The organism is Sphingomonas sp. IBVSS2 (assembly GCF_002127225.1).
In the GTDB taxonomy this organism is placed as follows: Bacteria; Pseudomonadota; Alphaproteobacteria; order Sphingomonadales; family Sphingomonadaceae; genus Sphingomonas.
This window is the reverse complement of the sequence record NZ_NFUR01000001.1, coordinates 617,582-639,723: the sequence shown is the minus strand read 5'-3', so window position 1 is coordinate 639,723 and position 22,142 is coordinate 617,582. Positions and strand designations below refer to the sequence as shown.

General features: G+C 68.7%; 25 protein-coding genes and 1 riboswitch. Of the genes, 7 read left to right on the top strand and 18 right to left on the bottom strand.

Going from position 1 to position 22,142, the window contains the following annotated elements:
- Positions 1 to 23: 23 nt before the first annotated feature.
- Together CAP40_RS03060 and CAP40_RS03055 are read left to right on the top strand one after the other, a co-directional pair.
- Positions 24 to 1,487, top strand: coding sequence for a S41 family peptidase (locus tag CAP40_RS03060; protein WP_086127864.1), 1,464 nt, complete (start codon positions 24 to 26; stop codon positions 1,485 to 1,487).
- 75 nt (positions 1,488 to 1,562) lie between these two features.
- Positions 1,563 to 2,219 (top strand): hypothetical protein, encoded by a 657-nt coding sequence (locus CAP40_RS03055; protein ID WP_086128423.1) that lies wholly within the window; start codon positions 1,563 to 1,565, stop codon positions 2,217 to 2,219.
- A 43-nt stretch (positions 2,220 to 2,262) separates the two neighbouring features.
- On the opposite strand, the gene CAP40_RS03050 is transcribed toward CAP40_RS03055, so the two are convergent.
- The gene (locus tag CAP40_RS03050) at positions 2,263 to 2,472 is read right to left on the bottom strand and encodes a hypothetical protein (RefSeq protein WP_086127863.1); all 210 of its coding nucleotides are present in this window, start codon (positions 2,470 to 2,472) and stop codon (positions 2,263 to 2,265) included.
- Positions 2,473 to 2,525: 53 nt separating this feature from the next.
- On the bottom strand, positions 2,526 to 2,927 hold the full coding sequence (locus CAP40_RS03045) for a VOC family protein (protein WP_086127862.1): 402 nt from the start codon (positions 2,925 to 2,927) through the stop codon (positions 2,526 to 2,528).
- Positions 2,928 to 3,181: 254 nt separating this feature from the next.
- Between CAP40_RS03045 and CAP40_RS03040 the strand changes: the two genes are divergently transcribed.
- Positions 3,182 to 4,108 carry a hypothetical protein gene (locus CAP40_RS03040; protein ID WP_144034211.1) on the top strand — a complete coding sequence of 309 codons (927 nt, stop codon included), beginning with the start codon at positions 3,182 to 3,184 and terminating at the stop codon, positions 4,106 to 4,108.
- An 8-nt stretch (positions 4,109 to 4,116) separates the two neighbouring features.
- On the top strand, positions 4,117 to 4,440 hold the full coding sequence (locus CAP40_RS03035; protein ID WP_086127860.1) for a hypothetical protein: 324 nt from the start codon (positions 4,117 to 4,119) through the stop codon (positions 4,438 to 4,440).
- Positions 4,441 to 4,460: 20 nt separating this feature from the next.
- Here CAP40_RS03035 and CAP40_RS03030 read toward each other — a convergent pair whose 3' ends face one another.
- The 8 genes from CAP40_RS03030 to CAP40_RS02995 all read right to left on the bottom strand — a co-directional run bounded on the left by CAP40_RS03030 (position 4,461) and on the right by CAP40_RS02995 (position 11,186).
- Complete coding sequence (locus CAP40_RS03030) at positions 4,461 to 4,970, bottom strand: Rid family hydrolase (RefSeq protein WP_144034210.1); 510 nt, start codon at positions 4,968 to 4,970, stop codon at positions 4,461 to 4,463.
- Between the two features lie 110 nt (positions 4,971 to 5,080).
- Positions 5,081 to 5,479, bottom strand: coding sequence for a hypothetical protein (locus tag CAP40_RS03025; protein WP_086127858.1), 399 nt, complete (start codon positions 5,477 to 5,479; stop codon positions 5,081 to 5,083).
- Between the two features lie 103 nt (positions 5,480 to 5,582).
- Positions 5,583 to 6,062 (bottom strand): DUF1579 domain-containing protein, encoded by a 480-nt coding sequence (locus CAP40_RS03020; RefSeq protein ID WP_086127857.1) that lies wholly within the window; start codon positions 6,060 to 6,062, stop codon positions 5,583 to 5,585.
- Between the two features lie 85 nt (positions 6,063 to 6,147).
- Positions 6,148 to 6,714 carry a DUF2199 domain-containing protein gene (locus CAP40_RS03015; RefSeq protein WP_086127856.1) on the bottom strand — a complete coding sequence of 189 codons (567 nt, stop codon included), beginning with the start codon at positions 6,712 to 6,714 and terminating at the stop codon, positions 6,148 to 6,150.
- A 10-nt stretch (positions 6,715 to 6,724) separates the two neighbouring features.
- Positions 6,725 to 8,584, bottom strand: a complete 1,860-nt coding sequence (thiC, locus tag CAP40_RS03010; RefSeq protein WP_086127855.1) for a phosphomethylpyrimidine synthase ThiC — start codon at positions 8,582 to 8,584, stop codon at positions 6,725 to 6,727.
- Positions 8,585 to 8,617: 33 nt separating this feature from the next.
- Positions 8,618 to 8,725: riboswitch (TPP riboswitch) on the bottom strand.
- A 38-nt stretch (positions 8,726 to 8,763) separates the two neighbouring features.
- Positions 8,764 to 9,630 carry a MipA/OmpV family protein gene (locus CAP40_RS03005; protein ID WP_086127854.1) on the bottom strand — a complete coding sequence of 289 codons (867 nt, stop codon included), beginning with the start codon at positions 9,628 to 9,630 and terminating at the stop codon, positions 8,764 to 8,766.
- 73 nt (positions 9,631 to 9,703) lie between these two features.
- On the bottom strand, positions 9,704 to 10,441 hold the full coding sequence (locus CAP40_RS03000) for a sterol desaturase family protein (RefSeq protein ID WP_086127853.1): 738 nt from the start codon (positions 10,439 to 10,441) through the stop codon (positions 9,704 to 9,706).
- Positions 10,442 to 10,481: 40 nt separating this feature from the next.
- Entirely contained in the window at positions 10,482 to 11,186 is a 705-nt protein-coding gene (locus CAP40_RS02995; RefSeq protein WP_144034209.1) for a hypothetical protein, read from the bottom strand.
- Positions 11,187 to 11,409: 223 nt separating this feature from the next.
- Between CAP40_RS02995 and CAP40_RS02990 the strand changes: the two genes are divergently transcribed.
- Positions 11,410 to 11,748 carry a P-II family nitrogen regulator gene (locus CAP40_RS02990; protein WP_086127851.1) on the top strand — a complete coding sequence of 113 codons (339 nt, stop codon included), beginning with the start codon at positions 11,410 to 11,412 and terminating at the stop codon, positions 11,746 to 11,748.
- 14 nt (positions 11,749 to 11,762) lie between these two features.
- The gene (locus CAP40_RS02985; RefSeq protein WP_086128422.1) at positions 11,763 to 13,178 is read left to right on the top strand and encodes an ammonium transporter; all 1,416 of its coding nucleotides are present in this window, start codon (positions 11,763 to 11,765) and stop codon (positions 13,176 to 13,178) included.
- A gap of 253 nt (positions 13,179 to 13,431) precedes the next feature.
- On the opposite strand, the gene CAP40_RS02980 is transcribed toward CAP40_RS02985, so the two are convergent.
- The 7 genes from CAP40_RS02980 to CAP40_RS02950 all read right to left on the bottom strand — a co-directional run bounded on the left by CAP40_RS02980 (position 13,432) and on the right by CAP40_RS02950 (position 19,603).
- Positions 13,432 to 15,012, bottom strand: coding sequence for a GMC family oxidoreductase (locus CAP40_RS02980; protein ID WP_086127850.1), 1,581 nt, complete (start codon positions 15,010 to 15,012; stop codon positions 13,432 to 13,434).
- On the bottom strand, positions 14,946 to 15,917 hold the full coding sequence (locus tag CAP40_RS02975; RefSeq protein WP_086127849.1) for a sterol desaturase family protein: 972 nt from the start codon (positions 15,915 to 15,917) through the stop codon (positions 14,946 to 14,948). Before CAP40_RS02975 ends, CAP40_RS02980 begins: the two co-directional genes overlap by 67 nt.
- A gap of 66 nt (positions 15,918 to 15,983) precedes the next feature.
- Positions 15,984 to 16,343 carry a hypothetical protein gene (locus CAP40_RS02970; RefSeq protein WP_256923990.1) on the bottom strand — a complete coding sequence of 120 codons (360 nt, stop codon included), beginning with the start codon at positions 16,341 to 16,343 and terminating at the stop codon, positions 15,984 to 15,986.
- Positions 16,340 to 16,774: a TIGR01244 family sulfur transferase gene (locus CAP40_RS02965; protein WP_086127848.1), complete on the bottom strand. Its 435-nt coding sequence runs from the start codon at positions 16,772 to 16,774 to the stop codon at positions 16,340 to 16,342. Before CAP40_RS02965 ends, CAP40_RS02970 begins: the two co-directional genes overlap by 4 nt.
- Complete coding sequence (locus tag CAP40_RS02960; RefSeq protein WP_086127847.1) at positions 16,771 to 17,259, bottom strand: hypothetical protein; 489 nt, start codon at positions 17,257 to 17,259, stop codon at positions 16,771 to 16,773. Before CAP40_RS02960 ends, CAP40_RS02965 begins: the two co-directional genes overlap by 4 nt.
- Positions 17,256 to 19,025 (bottom strand): DNA helicase RecQ, encoded by a 1,770-nt coding sequence (recQ, locus tag CAP40_RS02955; RefSeq protein ID WP_086127846.1) that lies wholly within the window; start codon positions 19,023 to 19,025, stop codon positions 17,256 to 17,258. Before recQ ends, CAP40_RS02960 begins: the two co-directional genes overlap by 4 nt.
- Before the next feature lie 38 nt (positions 19,026 to 19,063).
- Positions 19,064 to 19,603: a hypothetical protein gene (locus tag CAP40_RS02950; RefSeq protein ID WP_086127845.1), complete on the bottom strand. Its 540-nt coding sequence runs from the start codon at positions 19,601 to 19,603 to the stop codon at positions 19,064 to 19,066.
- Positions 19,604 to 19,761: 158 nt separating this feature from the next.
- Between CAP40_RS02950 and CAP40_RS02945 the strand changes: the two genes are divergently transcribed.
- The gene (locus CAP40_RS02945; RefSeq protein ID WP_086127844.1) at positions 19,762 to 21,222 is read left to right on the top strand and encodes an ATP-binding protein; all 1,461 of its coding nucleotides are present in this window, start codon (positions 19,762 to 19,764) and stop codon (positions 21,220 to 21,222) included.
- On the opposite strand, the gene CAP40_RS02940 is transcribed toward CAP40_RS02945, so the two are convergent.
- A complete protein-coding gene (locus CAP40_RS02940) occupies positions 21,219 to 22,136 on the bottom strand; it encodes an alpha/beta fold hydrolase (protein WP_086127843.1) in 918 nt (305 codons plus the stop codon). The genes CAP40_RS02945 and CAP40_RS02940 overlap by 4 nt on opposite strands.
- Positions 22,137 to 22,142 lie beyond the last annotated feature (6 nt).

The following is a 22,142-nucleotide window of genomic DNA, read 5'->3' as shown; positions in this document are numbered from 1 at the left end:
GCTGGCCGGCGAGGAGACTTTGCATGCGTCGTACCCTGACTGCCCTGATCGCGCTTTCCCTTTCCGCCTGCAGCGGCGGCGGAGGCGGCAGCGGGTCCGTCTCGGGCGGCGGCGGATCGACCGGCAGCGTAACGCCGACGCCGACCGTCACGCCAACCCCCACGGCCGCGGGCTGCACCCTGCGCGAGCGCCAGGACTGGGCCGCCGCGCAGCTCAACGAATGGTATCTCTTCCCCGAGACGCTGCCCGCAAGCCTCGATCCCACGCCCTATGCCAGTGTCGGCGCCTATGTCGACGCGCTCACCGCCACCGCGCGGGCCCAGGGGCGCGACCGCTATTTCACCTACGTCACCTCGATCGCCGAGGAGAATGCCTATTATAATTCGGGCTCGAGCGCGGGCTTCGGCTTCCGCCTCTATCTCGACGGCAACCGGCTCTACTCCGCCGAGACGTTCGAGGGCACCAGCGCGCTCACCGCCGGGATCGACCGCGGCACCGAGATCCAGGCGATCGGCACCAGCGCCGCCAACCTGCGCAACGTGAGCGACATCCTCGCCGGCGGCGGCACCGCCGCGCTGACCGACGCGCTCGGGCCCAACACCGCCGGCACCAGCCGCACCATGCGCGTGAACGACGCCGCCGCCGGCACCCGCGTGGTGACCATCGCCAAGACCGACTATGCGCTCACCCCGGTCTCCGCGCGCTACGGCGCCAAGATCATCGACGATGGCGGCCACCGCGTCGGCTATGTCAACCTGCGCACCTTCATCAACACCGCCGATTCGCCCCTGCGCGCCGCCTTCGCCCAGTTCCGCGCCGCCGGCGTGACCGAAGTGATCATCGACCTGCGCTACAATGGCGGCGGGCTCGTCTCGATCGCCGAGCTGATGGGCAACCTGATGGGCGCGAACCGGGCGACTTCGGACGTGTTCGACTATATGACCTTCCGCCCGAGCAAGTCGGCGGAGAACAGCACCGCCTATTTCGCGCCCCAGGCCCAATCGATCGCACCGACCCGGGTCGCCGTCATCGGCACGTCCAGCACCGCATCGGCCAGCGAGCTCGTCGTCGCCGGCATGCTGCCCTATCTCGGCACCAACCTCGCGCTGGTCGGCACCAACACCTATGGCAAGCCGGTGGGCCAGATCGCCATCGACAAGACCGCCTGCGACGACCGTTTCCGCATCATCGCCTTCGCCCTGCAGAATCGCGATCACCAGGGCGCCTATTTCACCGGGCTCGCCGGCACGGTGCGGGCAAGCTGCCGCGCGTCGGACGACATCGCCTATCCCATGGGCGATGCGCGCGAGGCGTCGACGCGCGCCGCGCTCGACTTCATCCAGGGCAAGAGCTGCACCGCGATCAGCGCCGTCACCGCCACCGCCGCCGCGAGGAGCGCCACCGAAACCGGCAGCGCGGCGGCCCATGAATTGCTCGCGCCCGCCCGGCCGAGCGTGCCGCAGCGCGACGTGCCCGGCATGTTCTGATCCGTTTTTGCGGCGCGCGGCATAGGCGCGGGCCGCCGGGGTTGCTATCTTCCCCTCCCGACGATGGAGGAAGCAATGAAGTCGCTGTTCGGCCGCCTGTTCGGCAAGCGCGCCGCGCCGCAGCCGGAGGCCGCGCTGGCGCCCCCGGCAACGCCGCTGGCCGAGAAGACCGAATGGGTGCGCGACCAGATCCGCCGCGACGTGGCGAGCGGCTTCTATGACGAGGACGCGATTCTGACCAACGCGTCCGACGCCTTTGCCGACGACCTGTCTCCCGACGAGCTGCGCCCGCTCGCGCAGAAGCTGCTCCGCCAGGCGCTGGCCGAACAGCGCGCCGCCGAGCGCCTCTGGCCCGGCGAGACCGATTGCGACCGGCTCGACGCCGCTTTCGCCGCGCTGGAGGAGAGCGGCGTGATCGCCCGCCAGAACTTCAGCTGCTGCGGCAATTGCGGCGCGACCGAGATCTGGGACGAGGTGCGTGCGGCGGAGGATGCGGGAGGCGCGGCGCGCGGCTATGCCTTCTACCATATGCAGGACACCGAAAGCGCCGTGGACGGCGGCGGACTGTACCTCAACTATGGCGCCTGCGACGAAGGCGAGGACGCGGCGCTGGCGGTGGCGCGCGAGATCGTCGCCGAGCTCGAGGCGCATGGGCTGGAGACTCGCTGGGACGGCAGCTGGGACCAGCGCATCGGCGTGGCGCTCGACTGGAAGCGCCGCCGGGGCATCTGAGCGGCCGGGGCGCCGCGCGCACCCCTCCGGATCGCGGGGACTGTCAGGGCTGGGGTGGCGGAAGCGCTTTTGGGGTGCGCCTGGCGCGCACGATCGGCGGAATCGCGAGCAGGATCGCCGCGACTATTCCCCCGGCCGCGAGCAGGCCGAGCGGCGTGGCGCGCGCCTCCGCCTCCATCACGAAGCGATCGCCCGCGCGGAGCGTGGCGCGGGCGGTCTGCGGCGCGAGCAACGGGTGCGGTTCGGTGTCCATGCGCGGGGCTCCCTTCGGACGGGCACGCTAGCATCGATGGACCGCCGCCGTCTTCAGCGCGGAGCAAATGCGATCAGGTCCCAGCGATTGCCGTAGAGATCCTCGAACACCGCGACCTTGCCATAGGGCTGCTCGGCCGGCGGGCGGACGAAGCGAACCCCGGCCCCGGTGAAGGCGGCATGGTCGCGCTCGAAATCGTCAGTGGCGAGGAACAGGAAGACGCGGCCCGCCGCCTGGTTGCCGATCGCGGCTTCCTGTTCCGGCGAGGCGGCGCGGGCGAGCAGGATGGTGGTCGCCCCTTCCGGCGCGCCGGGCGGGCGGATCGTGACCCAGCGCTTGTCCTGATCGGGCTGGTAGCTGTCCTCGACCAGCGTGAAGCCCAGCTTGCCGACATAGAAGGCAAGGGCCTCGTCATAGTCGCGGACGATGAGGGCGATATGGGCGAGTTGCGGCATCTGGTCTCCGGATCCTGTCAGGCAGCGGCGGCCGAACGGGCGCGCCCGCCGAGAAGGCGGTTACCCAAAATGGACTATTCTTCCAGTGTATTTGATTGCCTGAATCCGAATACGGTGATTATCTATCGCCTCCATGCGTCGAGTCGTTGACGAATTGCAACGAAACTCCGCGTGATAATTCGGGTCCGCCAATAATATTCTTCGACAGTTCGCGGGTCGCATGACGCAAATTCTTCTACTGGGGAGAATCGATCATGCTACGCATTGAAGTGGATATGTTCTCGGGCAGGCCCAATCCGGTCTGGATGATCACGGAGGAAGAGGCAGCCAGGAAGCTGCTCGGTGCCGCCCGTGAAATGCGCGCGGCGGTGACCAAGTCCGGCGCGGGATATAACGGGCTCGGCTTCCGCGAGGTTCGTGTCGAGAATATCCTCGACGACGTCCGGGCGCCGCGTGGGCTCCCGCAGAAATTCGCGGTCGGGCCGACGGGAAAGGAGAATCTCGATGCTTCGGGCGAGCTTGCGCGCCTGCTCATCGAGACCATGCCGCTCCGCTCCGAGGTCCGGCTGGTCGAGCACGCCGTGACGCCGCTCGACGAGAAGCTGCGCGAGACCGCGCTGGAATGGATGCAGGTGACCGCACGCCTGATGCGGAAGCCCCCGGGGCCGCCGCCCCCGCCCCCGGCGCCGAGCAACCCGCTCATCACCACCATTCCGGACAGCAAGTGCAGCCAGTGCCAATATGAGGTCAGCCAGTATAATCCGGCCTTCTGGAACAACCCGGCGACCCAGCCCTACAATAACTGCTACAATTACGCGCGGAACTGGCGCACCAACACCTTTGCCCAGCCGGGCCGGGCGCATGGCGCCGGAACGTCCATCATGGCATGCAACACGGTGACGGCGGCAGCGATGGCGGATGGCCTCAAGAAGCGGTGCAACTGCCTGCCGCAAAGCGAGTATCCCCGCCGCCTGATGGCGCTGGTGATCGCGCCGGGTTATGATTATCACTGGTATCGCCACCAGCGCGGCGGCTTCTGGGGTCACAAGCCAGGCAGCACGGCAGCACGCAATTATGACAGCAACGGCGTGCTGATCACCGATCCGCAGACCTGCGCGCGGGGGCCGTACACCAATTTCTGCGACTTCTTCTATGCGGGCAAATCGGTGGTGATCAACTGAGCCAGGGGATGCGCGTCGAGCTCGATGTCTTCAGTGGCAGGCCCAATCCGGTCTGGCAGCTCGACGCGCAAACCGCCGCGGCGCTGAGCGCGCTGCACGACGCCCTTGCGACGGGTACGGTCTGGGAGGAGCCCCCGGCGCTGGGCTATCGCGGATTCCTCTATACGATCCGGTCGGATGGCTGCCGTGCCTATCATGGCGCAGTGCGGGCGGCCCGGACGATCCTTGCCGATCCCGGCTACGGCATCGAGCACTTCCTCATCGCCCGGCTGCCGCATGACTGGATCGGCCTGGTGCCGATGATCGAAAGCGCGCTGCGCCCGCGGGAATGACGGAAATATGAGCCCTCGATCTAGCGCTTCACCGCAACGATCTTGATCTCCGTCAGCCCCTTGTCGGGCAGCAGACGGTCGACGTCGATCGCGGTCCAGGCGGGATAGGGCGCATGGACATAGCGATGCTTGACGCGCTTCATCGCCGCGATCTGGGGCAGGATGTCGGTGTGGAAGCTGGTGATGTCCACCACATCGTCCCAACTCGCTCCGGCACGCTTCAAACTTGCCTCGATCCGGCGGAACGTGCGGTCGAACGCGGCATCGAGATCGGTCTCGCCCGGCGCGAGCCCCACGACCACGCCCGAAAGATAGATGGTGTTGCCGGCCACCACGGCCTCGGCATAGCCCCAATCCTCCTGCGCGGCCCTGGCGCCGGAATTCTCCGGCATGATCACCGTCATCGCGCTGCGCTGGGCCTGCGCGGCGACGGGCAGGCAGGCCAGCATCGTCGCGACCAGCCCGATGGCGCGGCGCCCTCCCCCCGCGTTCGCCGCGTCGCCGATGCTTCGATTCGTGCCTCGTGCCATAGCCTGCCTCCACCCTGTATCGCCCGCCGCCTCGCGCTCGCGGCGCGGCCGGGCGACAGCCTGCACCGGTGCCCGCTCCGACGCCAGCGCGCCGTTGCCGGGGCGGGCGATCACCAGATCTCGACCACGGCCTCGAACGGCGCGCCGCCGCCGCGGCTATGGTCGGCGCGGAAACGCAGACGCACGGGAACGATGCTCTCGCCGCGATATTCGGGCAGGACCTCCAGACTGTCGATCAGGTCCTGTTCGGCGAAGCGGCCAAGCATGCCGATGACGTGCCGGCGCGCCGCCTCCGCCGCGGGCGAAAGATAGCCGATATCGTCCGGGCCACCCGGGAAGGGGCGGATCGCGACCAGTCGCCCCTCGCGTACGAGCCGGCGCGCCACCGCATCGGTGGTCACCGCGGAGAAATCCGGGGTGCGCACGATCCGTTCCTGCGCCACGGCGGCGGGGGCGAGCCCGCCGAAGAGGAGCAGCGCTCCAGCCCATCGTTTCCCACCGCGCGCCATGCCCTCTCCCCGATGCGAATGCCGGGGGAATAGCGCCCAATGCATCGGGAATGGACGCAGGCTCATCCGTTCCGGAGATGATTCCGCCGGGACGGAGACCGGATCAGGCGCGCGTGAATTCCATCGTCCAGTTGGTCTCCCAGCTCGCGCCGCCGTCCGGCGAGAGGGCCTGCTCCCAGCGCGGCGTATCGCCGTCGGTCCCCAGCCACAGGAAACGCAGGCGGACGGGGCGCCCATCCAGCACGTCGTCGGCATGGAAGCGCCCCACGCCATTCTCGAAGCGGCCGATCACCGGCACGTCCAGCCTGTGGGGCGCACGGCCGTCGAGCCACCAGATCGCCCAGCTGCCGCTTGCCGGATCATGGGAGCGCAGCGCCACGGCACGATAGGTCCCGCCGGGCAGATGGAGCAGATTGTCCTCGATATTGCCGTTGCCGCCGAGCAGCGGGCGCTGTTCGCTGGTGCCGGGGAATTCCTCCCAGCTGGTGCAGCCCGCCAGCCGCGCCGTGAGCCGGCGATGCCGGACGTTCCAGCGGCCCTGCTGGAAATCGAAATCGCGGCAGGGCTCGACGGGATCGGACATGGGAGGCTCCAGCTTGGAAGAGCCAAGAAGTTCTCAATATGTTCCCATCTAGTCAAGACCCCGCAGCGTTGGCCATGCCGCGCGCTCAAAATGCGGGTGCATGCCCGTAGAAGCGCAGGATCTCGACCAGCCGCGCGCCCGATATGCCCTGTTCCTGGTCGATCGCGAGGGGATGCGAGTCGTCCATGATCCGCAGCGTCGGACGCTGGCGATCGCGCTGCGGATAGACATGCACGCTCTGCGGCGCATCCCCGAGATAGGTCTCCAGCCTGTTGCAGAGCCAGCCGGTCCAGGGGCCCCGATCGGGATAGGCACCGTCGTCGAACCCTTCGAGATATTTGTCGAAATTCTCGCGCGAGAGCGTCGACCAGCAGCCGAAGCTGAATTTCTCGGCAAGCCCGTGCACGGGGATCTCCAGCACGGCGCGGACGAGGAAATGCCTTCCCTCGATCACGCAGAAATCCTCGGACAGGAAATCCCCGTCCAGGCGCAGGGCATGATTGGGCTCGCGCTTCTCGCCGTGCCGCCACGGATCGGGCGCGAAGGCGGCGAGCGCCATCAGCCCGACATGGAGATCGTCGCACGTGGCGCAGCGCCACTTGCCGAGCAGCTGCTCGACAGGGGGCTGCCCGCGCCGGCCGAACCAGCCCATTTGCGCCGCCTCAATCGTGCTCGCGGTCGCCCTGGCCCATGTAGAGCTCGCGGCCGGTCTCGTGATAGAGCTGCGACATCGCGGCCATGCCCGCTTCGGCGTCCTCGGCGGCGAGGAAGCCCTGGACCGGGGCATTCTGCTTCGCGGCGAAGTCGCGCACCTCCTGGGTGATCTTCATCGAGCAGAATTTGGGGCCGCACATCGAGCAGAAATGGGCGGTCTTGGCGCCTTCGGCCGGCAGCGTCTGGTCGTGATACCGCTCCGCCGTGTCGGGATCGAGCGACAGGTTGAACTGGTCGCGCCAGCGGAACTCGAAGCGGGCGCGGCTCAGCGCATCGTCGCGGACCTTGGCGGCCGGATGGCCCTTGGCGAGATCGGCGGCATGGGCGGCGAGCTTGTAGGTGACGACGCCGACCTTGACGTCGTCGCGATCCGGCAGGCCCAGATGCTCCTTGGGCGTGACGTAGCAGAGCATCGCAGTGCCGTACCAGCCGATCATCGCGGCGCCGATGCCGCTGGTGATATGGTCATAGCCCGGCGCGATATCGGTGGTGAGCGGCCCGAGCGTGTAGAAGGGCGCCTCGCCGCAGCTCTCCAGCTGCTTGTCCATATTCTCCTTGATCTTGTGCATCGGCACATGGCCGGGGCCCTCGATCATCACCTGGACGTCCTGTGCCCAGGCGCGCTTGGTCAGCTCGCCCAGCGTATAGAGCTCGGCGAACTGGGCCTCGTCATTGGCGTCGGCGATGCTGCCGGGGCGCAGGCCGTCGCCAAGCGAATAGGCGATGTCATACGCCTTCATGATCTCGGTGATCTCGTCGAACTTCTCGTAGAGGAAGCTCTCCTTGTGGTGCGCCAGGCACCATTTCGCCATGATCGAGCCGCCGCGGCTGACGATGCCGGTGACGCGCTTCGCGGTGAGCGGCACATAGGGCAGGCGAACGCCGGCATGGATGGTGAAATAGTCGACGCCCTGCTCGGCCTGCTCGATCAGCGTGTCGCGGAAGATCTCCCAGGTGAGGTCCTCGGCGATGCCGCCGACCTTCTCCAGCGCCTGGTAGATCGGCACGGTGCCGACGGGGACGGGCGAATTGCGCAGGATCCATTCGCGGGTGTCGTGGATGTTGCGCCCGGTCGACAGGTCCATGATCGTGTCGGCGCCCCAGCGGATCGCCCACACCATCTTGTCGACTTCCTGCGCCACGTTCGAAGCCACGGCGGAGTTGCCGATATTGGCGTTGATCTTGACCAGGAAATTGCGGCCGATCGCCATCGGCTCCGATTCCGGATGGTTGATGTTGTTCGGGATGATCGCGCGGCCGCGGGCGACCTCGTCGCGGACGAACTCAGGGGTCACGTAATCGGGGATGGCGGCGCCCCAGCTCTGGCCGTCCCGGGCATATTCCTTCAGGCGCTCGCGGCCGAGATTCTCGCGCTCGGCGACATATTCCATCTCGGGCGTGACGATGCCGCGCCGGGCATAGTGCATCTGCGAGACGTTCATGCCCGGCCTGGCGCGCAGCACCTTCTTGCGGACGTTCGGGAAGGGCTGGACGCCGCCCGAACGGTCCGGGCCGAGCTGGCCATTGTCCTCGGGGCGGACTTCGCGCTGGGCGACCTCTTCCACGTCGCCGCGCGCGCGGATCCAGTCGCGGCGCAGCTCGGGCAGGCCGGCCATGATGTCGATACGAGCGTCGGGATCGGTATACGGCCCCGACGTGTCATAGACCCGGACCGGCGGCTCGCCCGCGCTCGGCTCGAGATGAATCTCGCGCATCGCGACCTTCAGCGGGCCGACATGGATCTTCTTAGAGCCGCGGATCGCGCCGGTGGTGACGGCGAGCTCGGTCTTGGCGGGGATGTCGGCCATTCGTCTTCTCCATGGCGGGAGAGGACGGTCTTCGGGTAAAGGCCGCTCCCTCCCTACGCCGGTCTCAACCGGATCAGGTTCAGCGGGTCTTGGCTTCAGCCAACTCTCAACCGCTCAGGCGCGGTCCCCCGGGGATGGCCGAGTCTTAGGCGTTCGGGCCGGCCAGGTCCAGCGATGCTTCAGAAGCTGTAGGCAAGGCCGATGCTGCCCAGCCACTGGCCGCGCGCGCCGGCGGTGCGGACGATCGGCGAATCGCCGAAATCGCCGATCAGCCTGCGATAGGTGCCGCCGGCGAAGAGCTGCACGCCATGGGTGAGGTCGCCGCTGAGCGACACCGCGCCACCCAGGCCCGCGGTCCAGTCCTTCCAGCCGCCCTTGGGGTTCCACACGGCCAGGCCGCTGGCGGCCGCGCCGGCGGGAGTCACGCCGAAATAGGTGGTGGCATAGCCCTTCTCCACCCGGGTCGCGGAAAGGAACAGCCCGACCATCGCCTTGCGGCTGAGCGGCGTCATGTACGTGATCGAGGGATTGAACACGCCCGCCTTGGAGACCCCGGCCACGTCGTGGCGATAGGAGGCGCGAAAGGCGATCCGGTCATAGTCGCTGGTGAACACCCCGGTCTTGGCGACGCCGACGAAACCGCCGACCTCGATCGCCGCGTCGAGCGCGCCCAGCGCCTTGATCCGCCGATCCGCGATGGCGCCGATGCTGGTGCGGTTGAAATTGACGTTGACCGTGGGCCCGGCCTGGAAGTCGAGGCCGCTGGCCGAGCGATCGGGAATCAGGTCGACGCTCAGCCGGGTGCCGGCGAACTCGAAGCCGAATCCCGAAAGCTTGCCGATCGCGAGCGGCACGGGCGCAAAGCGATAGTCGTTCGAGCCTTCATAATCGGGCAGCACCGCCGCGCCGACGCCGATCATCGCGAAATCGCCCTTCGCGCGCCCGGCAGGTGGGGCCTCCGGAGCCTCCGGGGCAGCGTCCTGCGCGAAGGCGGGGACGGCGATGAGACAGAGCGCCGCGAAGAGCGCGACAGAGTGGATACGCATGAACTGGGTTTCCCGAATGTTGCAGCTGCGAAACGCAGCCTGCGCGAACCCGGTTCCTGCGATCGGCAGCGGATCAGGACCGGTCGGGGCCTTTGGGCGCGAAGCCGCCCAGACCGGCATCGGTGCCGCACAGCCGGTCCCAATGGCGGAAATAGAGGCCGAAATTGCGGTTGTAGCACTCGTGATGGCGCTGGTGATGGCCGGCGGTGATCAACCAGGCGCCGAGCGGCCCGCGCCAGACCCAGCGCGGCCAGACCTCCCAGCCCATATGGTTGGTGACGCCCATCACCGTCATGATCGCCAGCACCAGCCCCAGTGCGCCGACATGGATGGGGATGAGGAAGACGAGGCCGGGAATGACCACCGCGCCGGTGATCGCCTCGAACGGATGGAAACTCATCGCCGCCCAGGCAGTGGGCGGGCGGCTGGCGTGATGGACGGCATGCATACGGCGGAAGAGCGCCGGCCGGTGCATCCAGCGATGCGTCCAGTAGAACCAGGCATCGTGCGCGAGCAGATACAGCAGCACCGAGACGGGGAGATACCAGAGCGGGAAGGCATGGACATCGGTATAGATCCGCGTCCAGCCGCGATTGGCCCAGCCCCAGGCGACGACACCGGCCGGCACGCCATAGATGGCGGCGCTTGCCAGGCTCCAGCCGATCTCACGGCGGATCTGGCGGTCGAGGCCGCGGTACAGGCCGGGATGCCTCAGCCGGGTCGCCAGCGCGAAACCCCCGCTCGCAAGCAGGTAGCGGACGCCGACGATCAGCGTCATCGCCAGCGCGGAGAGGAAGATGGCTGGGGCCATGGCCGGCACCTTCTAGCGCCCGCCACGCCGCACGTCATGCTCAGTAGGCGACCAGCAGCGTCATGTTGGTCAGCTTGCCGCCGATCCGGGCAACCATCGTCACATTGCCGAGCGGCGCATCGACGCTGTTCATCGCCATGAAGGCGAGCAGCTTGATCTTCGCCGAGAGGAAGGGCGCGAAGTCCTTGCGAAAGGGCGCAGTGACGAGCGTCGTGCCGGTGCGGTCATCGGCCCAGGCGCCATAGCCCCAGGAAGTGGCAACCGGACGGAGGCCGCGATCGGCAGGCGGCGGAGGGCCGGTCTCCGCCGCCGGCGGGCGCCGGGCATCGCAGTCGCTCCGGTTGAGCCGCGCATTCGCCAGCATGCCGTCCGTATATTCGGCGCGAAAGCGGAAGCAGCTGCCATCGCTGAACTTCAGGTTCACGGGCAGGAAGCCGATCGCCCAGGCCTCGACGAACTTCGTCCCCTTGGGCTCGTCCACCGCATAGGCGCCGATGACCTTGGCCTGGACTCCGCTGTTGCTCCTGTAATCGGGATCGAGCGCGAACAGGCCGGCGAACCTGCCCTCGGGGAGGTGCGCAAGTGCCGGCGTCCCCGGCTCGATCGGGGTAGCGAGCGCCGGCAGCGGGCCGCCGCCCGAATAGCCGGCGGGCGGGACGAAATCCCCCGTCTGGGCCCGCGCTTCCGGCGCCGCGCCGAACATCGCGATCGTCGCCCACGCTGCCCGCCAGAACCTGCCGGTCATCGGCCCCTCCCGCTTTGCCTGCGGACCCTGCCCTGCTGCCGATCCGGGCACAAGCTTGCCCGGGATGGCTGCCCGGTTTTTAGGCACACCTTCGCAACTGCACAAAAATTTACCGCAGCGTAACATTTGATTGCGCGGAAACCCCATGGAATCGCGTGTTTCTTGCGCTTGGCACGCCCCTTGCTCCTGCACCTCTCGGGATAACCGCCAACGAGGGGGCGACATGAAACTCATCATCGCCATCATAAAACCGTTCAAGCTGGACGAAGTCCGCGAGGCGCTCACGGGTGTGGGCGTCGCGGGCATGACCGTGTCGGAGGTCAAGGGGTTCGGCCGCCAGAAGGGCCAGACCGAAATCTACCGCGGCGCGGAATACAGCACCAACATGGTGCCCAAGATCAAGATCGAGGTCGTGGTGGGCGCCGATCTGGCCGACCGCGCCGTCGAAGCGATCCAGGCCGCCGCCAGCACCGGCGCGATCGGCGATGGCAAGATTTTCGTCCTCGATGTCGGCCAGGCCGTGCGCATCCGCACCGGCGAGACCGACGAGACGGCGTTGTGAAGATGGGGGTCCAGATGAAACTAGCGATGAAGATTGCCGCGGGAGCGGGGCTCGGCGCCCTGTTCGCCGCCGTACCCGCGCTCGCGCAGGCGCCCGCCGCGGCGCCGGTGGTGCCGACCGACGCGATGGTCAACAAGGGCGACGTCAGCTGGATGCTGGTCTCGGCCGCGCTGGTGCTGATGATGTCGGTGCCGGGCCTGGCGCTTTTCTATGGCGGCCTGGTGCGCACCAAGAACATGCTCTCGGTGCTGATGCAGGTGCTCACCATCGTCTGCGTCGCCGGCCTGCTCTGGGTGACCATCGGCTATTCCATGGCCTTCACCAATGGCGGCGCGCTCAACCTGTTCGTCGGCGGCTTCTCCAAGGCGCTGATGAAGGGCGTGGACGCCAACACCTTCGCCGCGACCTTCTCGAACGGCGTCTATCTGCCCGAGACGACCTTCGTCGTCTTCCAGATGACCTTCGCGATGATCACCCCGGCGCTGATCGTCGGCGCCTTTGCCGAGCGGGTGAAGTTCACGCCGCTGATCCTCTTCGTCGTCGCCTGGTCGATCCTCGTCTATTATCCGATGGCGCACATGGTCTGGTACTGGCCGGGCCCGGACTTCACCGCCGGCCTGCCCGACGACCATGGCTTCCTGTGGGGCAAGGGCGCGCTCGACTTCGCGGGCGGCACCGTGGTGCACATCAATGCGGGCATCGCCGGCCTGGTCGGCTGCCTCGTGATCGGCAAGCGCGTGGGCTACAAGAGCGAGCCGATGCCGCCGCACTCGCTGACGATGACGATGATCGGCGCCTCGCTGCTCTGGGTCGGCTGGTTCGGCTTCAACGCCGGCTCCAACCTGGAAGCCAACAAGTTCGCCTCGCTCGCCTTCATCAACACCATGGTCGCCACTGCCGCGGCGGGCGCGATGTGGGCGATCATCGAGCAGGTGGTGCACGGCAAGCCGTCGCTGCTCGGCGCCGCATCGGGCGTGGTCGCCGGCCTGGTCGCGATCACCCCGGCCGCCGGCTTCGCCGCCCCGATGACTTCGGTGGTGCTCGGCGCCGTCGCCTCGATCGGCTGCTTCTTCTTCGTCACCACGGTGAAGAACGCACTGAAATATGACGATACGCTCGACGTGTTCGGGGTGCACTGCATCGGCGGCATCATCGGCGCGATCGGCACCGGCATCGTCGCCGATCCGGCGCTGGGCGGCCAGGGCTTCATGGACTTCACCGTGATCCCGGCAGTGGCCGGCAAGTACGACATGGCCAGCCAGCTCTGGGTGCAGACCCAGGGCGTGCTGACCACGCTGGCCCTGTCGGGCGGCGTGTCGCTGGTCCTGTTCCTGCTGCTCAAGTTCACGATCGGCATCCGCCCGAGCAAGGAAGTCGAGGTCGAGGGCCTGGACATCAATGCCCATGGCGAGCGCGCCTACAACTACTGACGAGATCGGGCGCCGCGCAGCCTCTCCTGCGCGCGCGGCGCCCAACCGAGGTTCCTCCTGCGGACGACTTGGGCCGGTGCGAAAGCGCCGGCCCTTTTTTCTTTCTTCATTCCTCCCCGAGCTCGTCTCGGGGAGGGGGACCATCGCAAAGCGATGGTGGAGGGGCTAGCGCGGGAACGCCGCTGCCCGGCGCGCCCCTCCACCACGACGCGATGCGTCGCGGTCCCCCTCCCCCAGCGAGCTGGGGGAGGAATTAGATCGCCAGGTCTTCCTCGATGAACCGGGCGCAGCGCTCGCCGATCACGATGGTCGGCGCGTTGGTGTTGCCGCCGATCAGGCGCGGCATGATCGAGGCATCGGCGATGTAGAGCCCCTCCACCCCGCGCAGCTTGAGCCGCGGCGTCACCACCGCGCCTTCGTCCGAGCCCATGCGCGCGGTGCCGACGGGGTGGTAGATCGTGTCCGCCCGGGCGCGGATCAGCCGCTCGAGCGCGGCGTCGTCGGCCAGGTCGATCGGATAGCGGTCGCGCCCCTTGTACTGCGCCAGCTGCGGCGCTTCCAGGATGCGATACATGGTCCGCACGCCCTGTTTGAGCAATACCAGGTCGCGCGGATCGCCGAGGAAATCGGGGTCGATCAGCGGCGCCACGCGCGGATCGAGCGACTGGAGGCGAACCGTGCCGCGGCTCTCGGGCCGCAGCACGCAGGCATGGCAGCTGAAGCCGTGCCCCTGCACCGGCGTGCGGCCATGATCCTCGACGATGGCGATCAGGAAATGGAGCTGGAGATCCGGCCGCTCCAGCGCGGGATCGCTGCGGAGGAACGCGCCGGCCTCGGCATAGGGGCTGGTCATGCCGCCCTTGCGGGTGAGCATCCAGCGCGCCATCGATCCCAGCGATTTCAGCGTGCCCATGCCCGAACGGCCGAGGAAATAGCTGCCCGGCGTCTCGAACGCGGCGACATAGTCGAGATGGTCCTGGAGATTGCCGCCCACCGCCGGCCGGTCGATCCGCACCGACAGGCCCATCTCGCGCAGATGCTCGCCGGGGCCGATGCCGGAGAGCATCAGCAGCTGCGGCGTCTGGAAGGCACCGGCCGCGAGCACCACCGCCCGGCGCGCCCGGATCTCGCGCGCCACGCCGTCGCGCTGATAGGCGACGCCCCAGACCCGGCCGTCCTCGAACAGCACGCGCTCCACGCTGGCCTCGGTGATGATCTCGAGAGTCTCGCGACGCTCGAGATAGGCGCGCGCGGCGGTCCAGCGCTCGCCCTTGCGCTGCGTCACCTGATAGAGGCCGGCTCCCGACTGGTGCGCGCCGTTGAAATCGTCGTTGCGCGGGATCTGCAGCGCCCCGGCGGCTTCGATGAATGCCTCGCTGCCGCCATGCGCGTAGAGCTGGTCGCTCACCCAGAGCGGGCCACTGTCGCCATGGAATGCGTCGGCCCCGCGGACGTTGTGCTCGGCGCGGCGGAACCAGGGGAGCATCTCGTCCCAGCCCCAGCCGGGGCAACCGAGATCGCGCCACTCGTCATAATCCCTGGCGTGGCCGCGGACATAGAGCATCGCGTTGATCGCGCTCGACCCGCCCAGCCCCTTGCCCCGGGGCTGATAGCCGCGCCGGCCGTTCAGCCCGCGCTGCGGCACCGTCTCGAAGGCCCAGTTGGTCGCCGGGCCCTGGAACGGGAGCATGCCGGGCATGCGCGTCTTGATGCCGGTGTTGCGGCCACCGGCCTCGAGCACCGCGACGCTGTACTTGCCGCCTTCGCTCAGGCGGCCCGCGACGGCGCTCCCGCCGGATCCTCCGCCGATGACGACGATGTCGGCTGCTTCCACGCGATCCCCCGCTGCTCTCGCGCCTCCCAGCGCGCCTTGATGGTCTCGGATGTATCGCGGCTGCCGTCATGGCTCCAGCCCGGCGGCGCGATCATGTACAGGATTCGGGACTTGAGGTCCGGCGCGGCCCATACGTCCCTCGCGATGCCCACCCATTCGTGGAACGCCGCCCAGAGCAGGTTGAAGCTGCCCAGGTCCTTGACGATGCCGTAGCGCGGCTTCTCGTCCTCGCGCTCCGCCTCGAACGTGCCGAGCAGCCGGTCCCAGACGATGAAGACGCCGACATAGTTCTTGTCGAGATAGCGCGGATTGGTGGCGTGATGGACGCGGTGGTGCGACGGGGTGTTCATCACCGCCTCGAACCAGCGCGGCATCCGGCCGATCGCCTCGGTATGGATCCAGAACTGGTAGATCAGGTTCAGCCCGGCGCAGAAGAAGATCATCAGCGGATGGAAGCCGATCAGGAACAGCGGCAGGCGGAACAGGAAGCTCAGGCTGACAAAGCCGGTCCAGGTCTGCCGCAGCGCGGTCGACAGGTTATAGTGCTGGCTGGAATGGTGGATGACGTGGCTCGCCCAGAACCAACGGACGCGGTGCCCGGTGCGGTGCGCGAAATAATAAGCGAGATCGTCGAGCACGAAGGCGATGGCGAACCAGTACCAGGCAAAGCCGATGGTGAAGAAGCGGAACTGGTAGACCCACATCGAAATGGCGAAGACCAGCCCCGCGGTGAGCGCGCTGGATACGGTGCTGCCGAAGCCGAGCAACAGCGAAGTGAGCGTGTCGCTGGGGCAATAGCGCTGCCGGTCGCGCGTCCGGGCGATCAGCATCTCGACGACGATCAGCGCCACGAAACCGGGGATGGCATAGTTCACCGGATCGAAGAGCAGGGGCATCTCGGGCATCGGCCTTGCTTACCGCAATGTCAGTAGCGAGTCACGCCGCGCTGCGGCATCGGGGCGCGCATCGGATCATAGCGCCGTCACGCCCTTGAGCACCACCGTGCCGAAGCGCGCATCGCCGCTCTCGATCGCGAGACCCTCGGATGCCGCCGCGCTGACGAGCGGCGCCCGCAGGTGCCGCGCCGCGATGCGCGCGCCATGGACCTTGAGCAGCGCCGCGTCGCCCGCGCCGCCGTGCACCAGCGCTGCCTTGCCGTCGCTGCCGAGCGCCACCGCGCCGCCCTCGAAACCGGAGATCATCGCCTCGGCGGCCGCGCGCGCTTCCTCGGCGCTGCCGATGCGCGCGCCGCCGAGCCCGAGCAGCCGGGCAAGCAGCGCGAGCACGAGCACCGCGACGATCGAGCCGCCGAAGATGGCGAGCTTGCTCACGCCCGGCCGGAAAGCTGGTCCAGCAGCGGGCGGATGCCCGATATGTCGTAGCCGGCCTGGGCGGCCTTGGCGGTGATCTCGGCCGGATCGCCGCCGCGCGCCGCCTCGGCCAGCGCCCAGAGGTTGCACGAGCGCGTGCCCGAGCGGCAATAGGCGAGCACCGGCCCCTTCGCCTCCGCCAGCGCCGCGGCCATCGCCTCGACCTGGGCGGAGGAGAAGCCGGCATGGGTGACCGGGATCGCGGCATAGCCGAGCCCGGCGGCCTCGGCGGCGGCGCGGATCGCCTCGCCCTCGGGCTGGCCGATCTCCTCTTCGTCGGGGCGGTTGTTGATCACATAGGTGAAGCCCTGTGCGGCAAGGAAGCCCATGTCCTCGGCCGCGATCTGGGGGGCGACCGAGATGCTGTCGTCGACGCGGCGCAGGCTGGTCATTGATTCTCCACCTTCTGGGTTTCCGTGATCGGCTGGTTGGCGGCCCAGGCGGCAACCCTGCGCTCGGCCGCGGTGATGCCCTTGAGCACTTCCTCGGTGGCGGGGGCCTGGCAGCCCATGTCATAGGTCAGGCTGGCATCGTCCCAGCGGACCGTTCCGTAAAATTGATCGGTGATGCGGTCGCCGCAGTCGAGCTCGCTCTCCGCCTGCGCCTCGCCCAGGGCGAGCAGCCCGCGGATCTCGGCGAAGCCGGCGCTGCCGGCGGAGAAGCGGCGCGTCACCAGCCGCTGGGGCTTGTACGCATCGGGCTCGGCCACGGTGTAGCTGCCCCTGCCCGCCCCGTCGATCGTCCAGCGCGAGACCAGGTGGCCCCAGCTGTTGCGGTCCATCGCGATGGTCGAAGGCACGGGCATCGCCGGGACCCGCGCGCGCTGCGGCGCGCAAGCGGCGAGCAGGACCAGGGTGGCGAGCAGGATCGTCCTCATGCAGCCTCGCGGATCACTTGCAGAAAGGCGTCACCATAAGCGTCGAGCTTGCGCGCGCCAACGCCCGATATGTTGCCCATCGCGGCGATACTGTCGGGCTTGAGCATGGCCATGTCGCGCAGCACCGAATCGTGGAAGATCACATAGGGCGGCAGGCCGGTCTCCTGGGCGATCTCGCGGCGCTTGGCGCGCAGCGCCTCGAACAGCGGATTGCCGACGGGGTTGGGCGCACCCGACTTGCCGCCGCGCCGCCGGCGCTCGCGCTTGGGCGGCAGCACCAGCGCCACCGTGGCGCCGCCCTTGAGGATCGAACGCGCCTCGGGCCCGAACTCCAGCCCGCCATGATCGTTGGCGCGCAGCGCGTCGCGCAGCAGCAATGCGCGGGCGACGGGCTTGATCAGCGCCGCTTCCTCGCCGTCGACGATGCCGAAGACGGAGAGATTCTCGTGCCCGTTCGTCAGGCTGCGCTCGCTCGACTGGCCCAGCAGGATGCTCTCGATATAGCCGGTGCCGAACATCATGCCGGTGCGGAACACCGCGGAAAGGAACTTCTGCGCCGTCACCGTGGCGTCGATCGCGGCGGGCGGGCTCAGGCAATTGTCGCAATTGCCGCACTGCTCCGCCGGTTCCTCGCCGAAATGGCGCAGCAGGATGCGGCGCCGGCAAGTCGCGGTCTCGACCAGCGCGCCGAGCGCCGTCAGCCGGGCGCGCTCGCCGGGCTGGCGCTGGGGCTCGACTTCGCCGATCCGCTGGCGGGCGCGAGCGAAATCGTCCGCCCCCCAGAAGAGATGCGCCACTGCCGGATCGCCGTCGCGGCCCGCGCGGCCCGTCTCCTGATAATAGGCCTCGATCGACTTGGGCAGGCCGGCATGCGCGACGAAGCGCACGTCCGGCTTGTCGATCCCCATGCCGAAGGCGACGGTGGCGACGATCACCATCTCTTCCGAGGCCACGAACGCCGCCTGGTTGCGGCGGCGGACCGCGGGATCGAGGCCGGCATGATAGGGCAGCACCGGCCGGCCGGTCTCCGCCGCCAGCTTCTCGGCCAGCTTCTCCACGCCCGCGCGGGTCTGGGCATAGACGATGCCGGGGCCGGGCGTCTCGGCGATCAGGTCGATCACCTGGCGGGTCGTGTTCTCGCGCGGCGTGATCGCATAGCGGATATTGGGCCGGTCGAAGCCGGCGACGATCAGCCCCTCCTGCGGCAGCCCGAGCTGCTCGAGGATGTCGGCGCGGGTATGCGCGTCCGCGGTGGCGGTGAGCGCGAGGCGCGGCACGTCGGGAAAGCGATCGAGCAGCGGGCGGAGCAGGCGATAATCGGGCCGGAAATCATGCCCCCATTCGGAGACGCAATGCGCCTCGTCGATCGCGAACAGCGACAGCTTCGCCTGCCCCAGCAAGTTGCGAAAGCCTTCGCCCGAGGCGCGCTCGGGGGCGACATACAAGAGGTCGAGCTGGCCCGAGCGGAAGCGCTCGATCGTCTCGGCGCGATTCTCGTCCACCGAAGTGAGCGTGGCGGCGCGGATGCCGACCGCTTCGGCGGCGCGCAGCTGGTCGTGCATCAGCGCGATCAGCGGCGATACGACGACGCAGGTGCCCTCGAGCATCACCGCTGGCAGCTGATAGGTGAGCGACTTGCCCGCCCCGGTGGGCATCACCGCCAGGGTACGCCGGCCGGCCAGGACGCGATCGACCACATCCGCCTGGACGCCGCGAAAACTGTCGAAGCCGAAGACGCGGCGGAGGGTTTCGATCGCGGGAGCCATCGCGCCCGGTTAGCGGGGGACGGCCGGCGAAGTCGAGGCTATTTGCAGGGAACGCCGTCCTCGGGCTTCCAATCGACCAGTTCGAAGGCGCTGACCTCGATCGCGCTGATCGCATAGGGCCAATGTTCGACCCCGGGCTTGCCGGGCATCACCAGGCAGACATCGGTCGGCCCGTTGCCGCCATGCGCCCAGATCCGCGCGCGATAGAGAAGCGCTTTCGGATAGCCGTTGAGGACGATCAGCAGCGAATGGCTGGTGCCCGGCACCAGCAGGAAGCGGAAGCGCAGCTTCCCCGGATCGGGTATCGGCAGCGGCGGCAGCCTGTTCTCGTTCGGCAGCGGCGCCGCCTCGGGCACGGGAGCCTCCGGTGGCGTCATGTCCGAATATTCGCGGCCGACCGCGGCCTCGAACGGCGTGGGCGCGGCGGCGGCCCGCCGCACTTCGCCGGCCGTTCGCCCATCGAAGGAGAAGGCCGCTTCCTCGCCGGGCGCGATCCTCACCGCCTGCGCCCACGCGCCGGCCGGCAGAAGCAGCGCGGCACCGACGGCCGCCGGAACCCATGCCCGCATGTCGATCATCCCCTGTTCCTCCGGCGAATATCCGCGCCGCGCCGGGATCCCGCAAGGGGGTCGCGCCCCGCCGCCGGCCGGGCGGGGCGGTTCGCAAGCGTACCGCCCACAGATTTTCGCCGGAATGCGCTTCCCCCCGCCACCGCCATCGGCCAAAGCGTCCGGCGATGACGGTGCGCGTGGACATGGGGTTGGACGGCAAGGGTGATGCCGTCGCCATGGATCTCGAAGAGCTGCTGGCGACGCGATTGCTCGTCCAGGGCAATTCGGGGTCGGGCAAGTCGCACCTGCTGCGCCGGCTGCTCGAGCGGAGCGCCGGCCATGTCCAGCAAGTGGTGATCGATCCCGAGGGCGACTTCGTCACGCTCGGCGACAAATATGGCCATATCGCCATCGAGGCGGCCGATTATTCGGAGCGCGAGATCGCGCGCTTCGCCACCCGGATTCGCGAGCACCGGGCTTCGGTGGTGCTCAGCCTGGAGGGGCTGGAGGCCGAGGGGCAGATGAAGTGCGCCGCCGCCTTCCTCAATGCGCTGTTCGATGCGCCGCGCGACCATTGGTATCCGGCGCTGGTGGTGGTGGACGAGGCGCAGCTGTTCGCGCCTTCGGGAGGCGGCGAAGTGGCGGAAGACGTGCGCCGCGCCTCGCTCTCGGCGATGACCAACCTGATGTGCCGCGGGCGCAAGCGCGGCCTGGCGGGCGTGATCGCCACCCAGCGCCTCGCCAAGCTGGCCAAGAACGTGGCGGCCGAAGCCTCGAACTTCCTGATGGGGCGCACGTTCCTCGACATCGACATGGCACGCGCCGCCGATCTGCTCGGCATGGAGCGCCGCCAGGCCGAGGCGATCCGCGATCTCGCGCGCGGCCATTTCCTCGCGCTCGGCCCCGCCGTGTCGCGCCGGCCGATCTCGGTGCAGATCGGCGCGGTGGAGACCAGTGCGCGCAGCGGCAGCCCCAAGCTGACTCCGCTGCCCGAGGCGCCCTCGGCGGAGCTGAAGGACCTGCTGCTCGCCCCCGCCGAGCCCGAATGGACGCCCCCCGCCCCGCCGGCGCCGGTGCAGGCACCGCAGCTCGCCTCGGACCGGCTGCTCGAAGCGCTTGCCCGTTCGACGCCGGCACGCGAGGAAATCCCCGACGTCGATCCCGAGGAAGCCGCCGCCAAGATCGCCGATGTGCTGCGCGACATCGTCACCGATACGGAAAGCGCCTATCGCTCGCCTTCCGTGCTCTATCAGGATTTCCTGGTGCGCTGCCGGATGGTCGGCCTCGCCCGGCCGCCGCTCGATCTTTCCGCCTTCGTCCGCCGGCTCTCGGCTGCGCGCGCCGGCATCCATGGCGATCCGGACGCGGATTGGGCCCAGGCGCTGGACGCGGCACGCGCCTTGCCCGACGATATGCTGGGCCCGTTCCTGCTCGTCGCCCGCGCGGCACGCGAAGGGGCGCCCTGCCCGAGCGACGCCGAGATCGCCGCCACCTATGGCACCAGCTCGCTCGGCCGCGTGCGCCGGCTGCTGCAATATATCGAGAGCCGCGAGTTGTTCGTCACCCGCACGGACCTTTCGGGCAAGCGCTCGATCACGATTCCGCGGCTCGGCTGGACGACCCAGCCGGCGGAGATCGGCGGCTAGAGCCCGCGCAGCCAGGCCTCGGTGGCGTCGACATGCGTCACCGGCAGCATATGGCCGCCATCGAGATACTCGACCTTGCCGTTCCGCACCGCGCCGGCCGTCCTGCCGCCATGCAGCTCGGGATCGAGCAGCGCGTCCTGCCGGCCGTAGAGGATCGAGACCGGCATCGCGATCTCGCCATAGCGCGGCGACTGGGCCTGCATCGCGCCGGGACCCATCTCGATCTCGTAGCAGCCCATCTGGAAGCTGCGCGGCCGGATGGCCAGCGCGCCGCCCGCCCGAATCGCGAAATCCTCGGGGACCGGATCGGGCGCGAAGACCGCCGCCGTCTTCGCCTTGCCGGTACGCATCGAGAGCGGCACCGCGATCGTCCAGGCGATCAGCGGGCGAAGCAAGGCCGGCACCTGCAGCCCGGCGAGCGGCGCCGGCGGCGCATCGATCGGCTGGGTGTAGGGCGCGATCAGCCCCAGGCCGCGAACCGCATCGGGATGGCGCAGCGCCAGCGCCAGGCTCACCGCGCCGCCCATCGAATGGCCGACGAGGAGGGGCTTCTCCAGCCCCAGCGCCCGGATCGCGGCGGCGACGGCATCGGCCTGGCCCGGAATGTCGAGCCGCGGCCCGGTGAGCGTGGAATAGCCCCAGCCGGGGCGGTCCATCACGATCACGCGGCGGTCCGTGGCCAGCCGGCCGGCCAGCGCATAGGTGAAGACGCGCAGCTGGCTCATGATGCCGTGGATCATCACGATGGCGGGTGCATCGGCGGGCCCGGCCTCCACATAATGGATCCGCACGCCCGGCACGTCGATCTGCTTGCCGTCCATCGGCACCCAGCGCTCGACGCCGCGCGATACATATGCCGACCAGAGCACGAGCGCGCCGATCGCCACCGCCAGCGCAACCAGGAACCCAATCATCGCCCC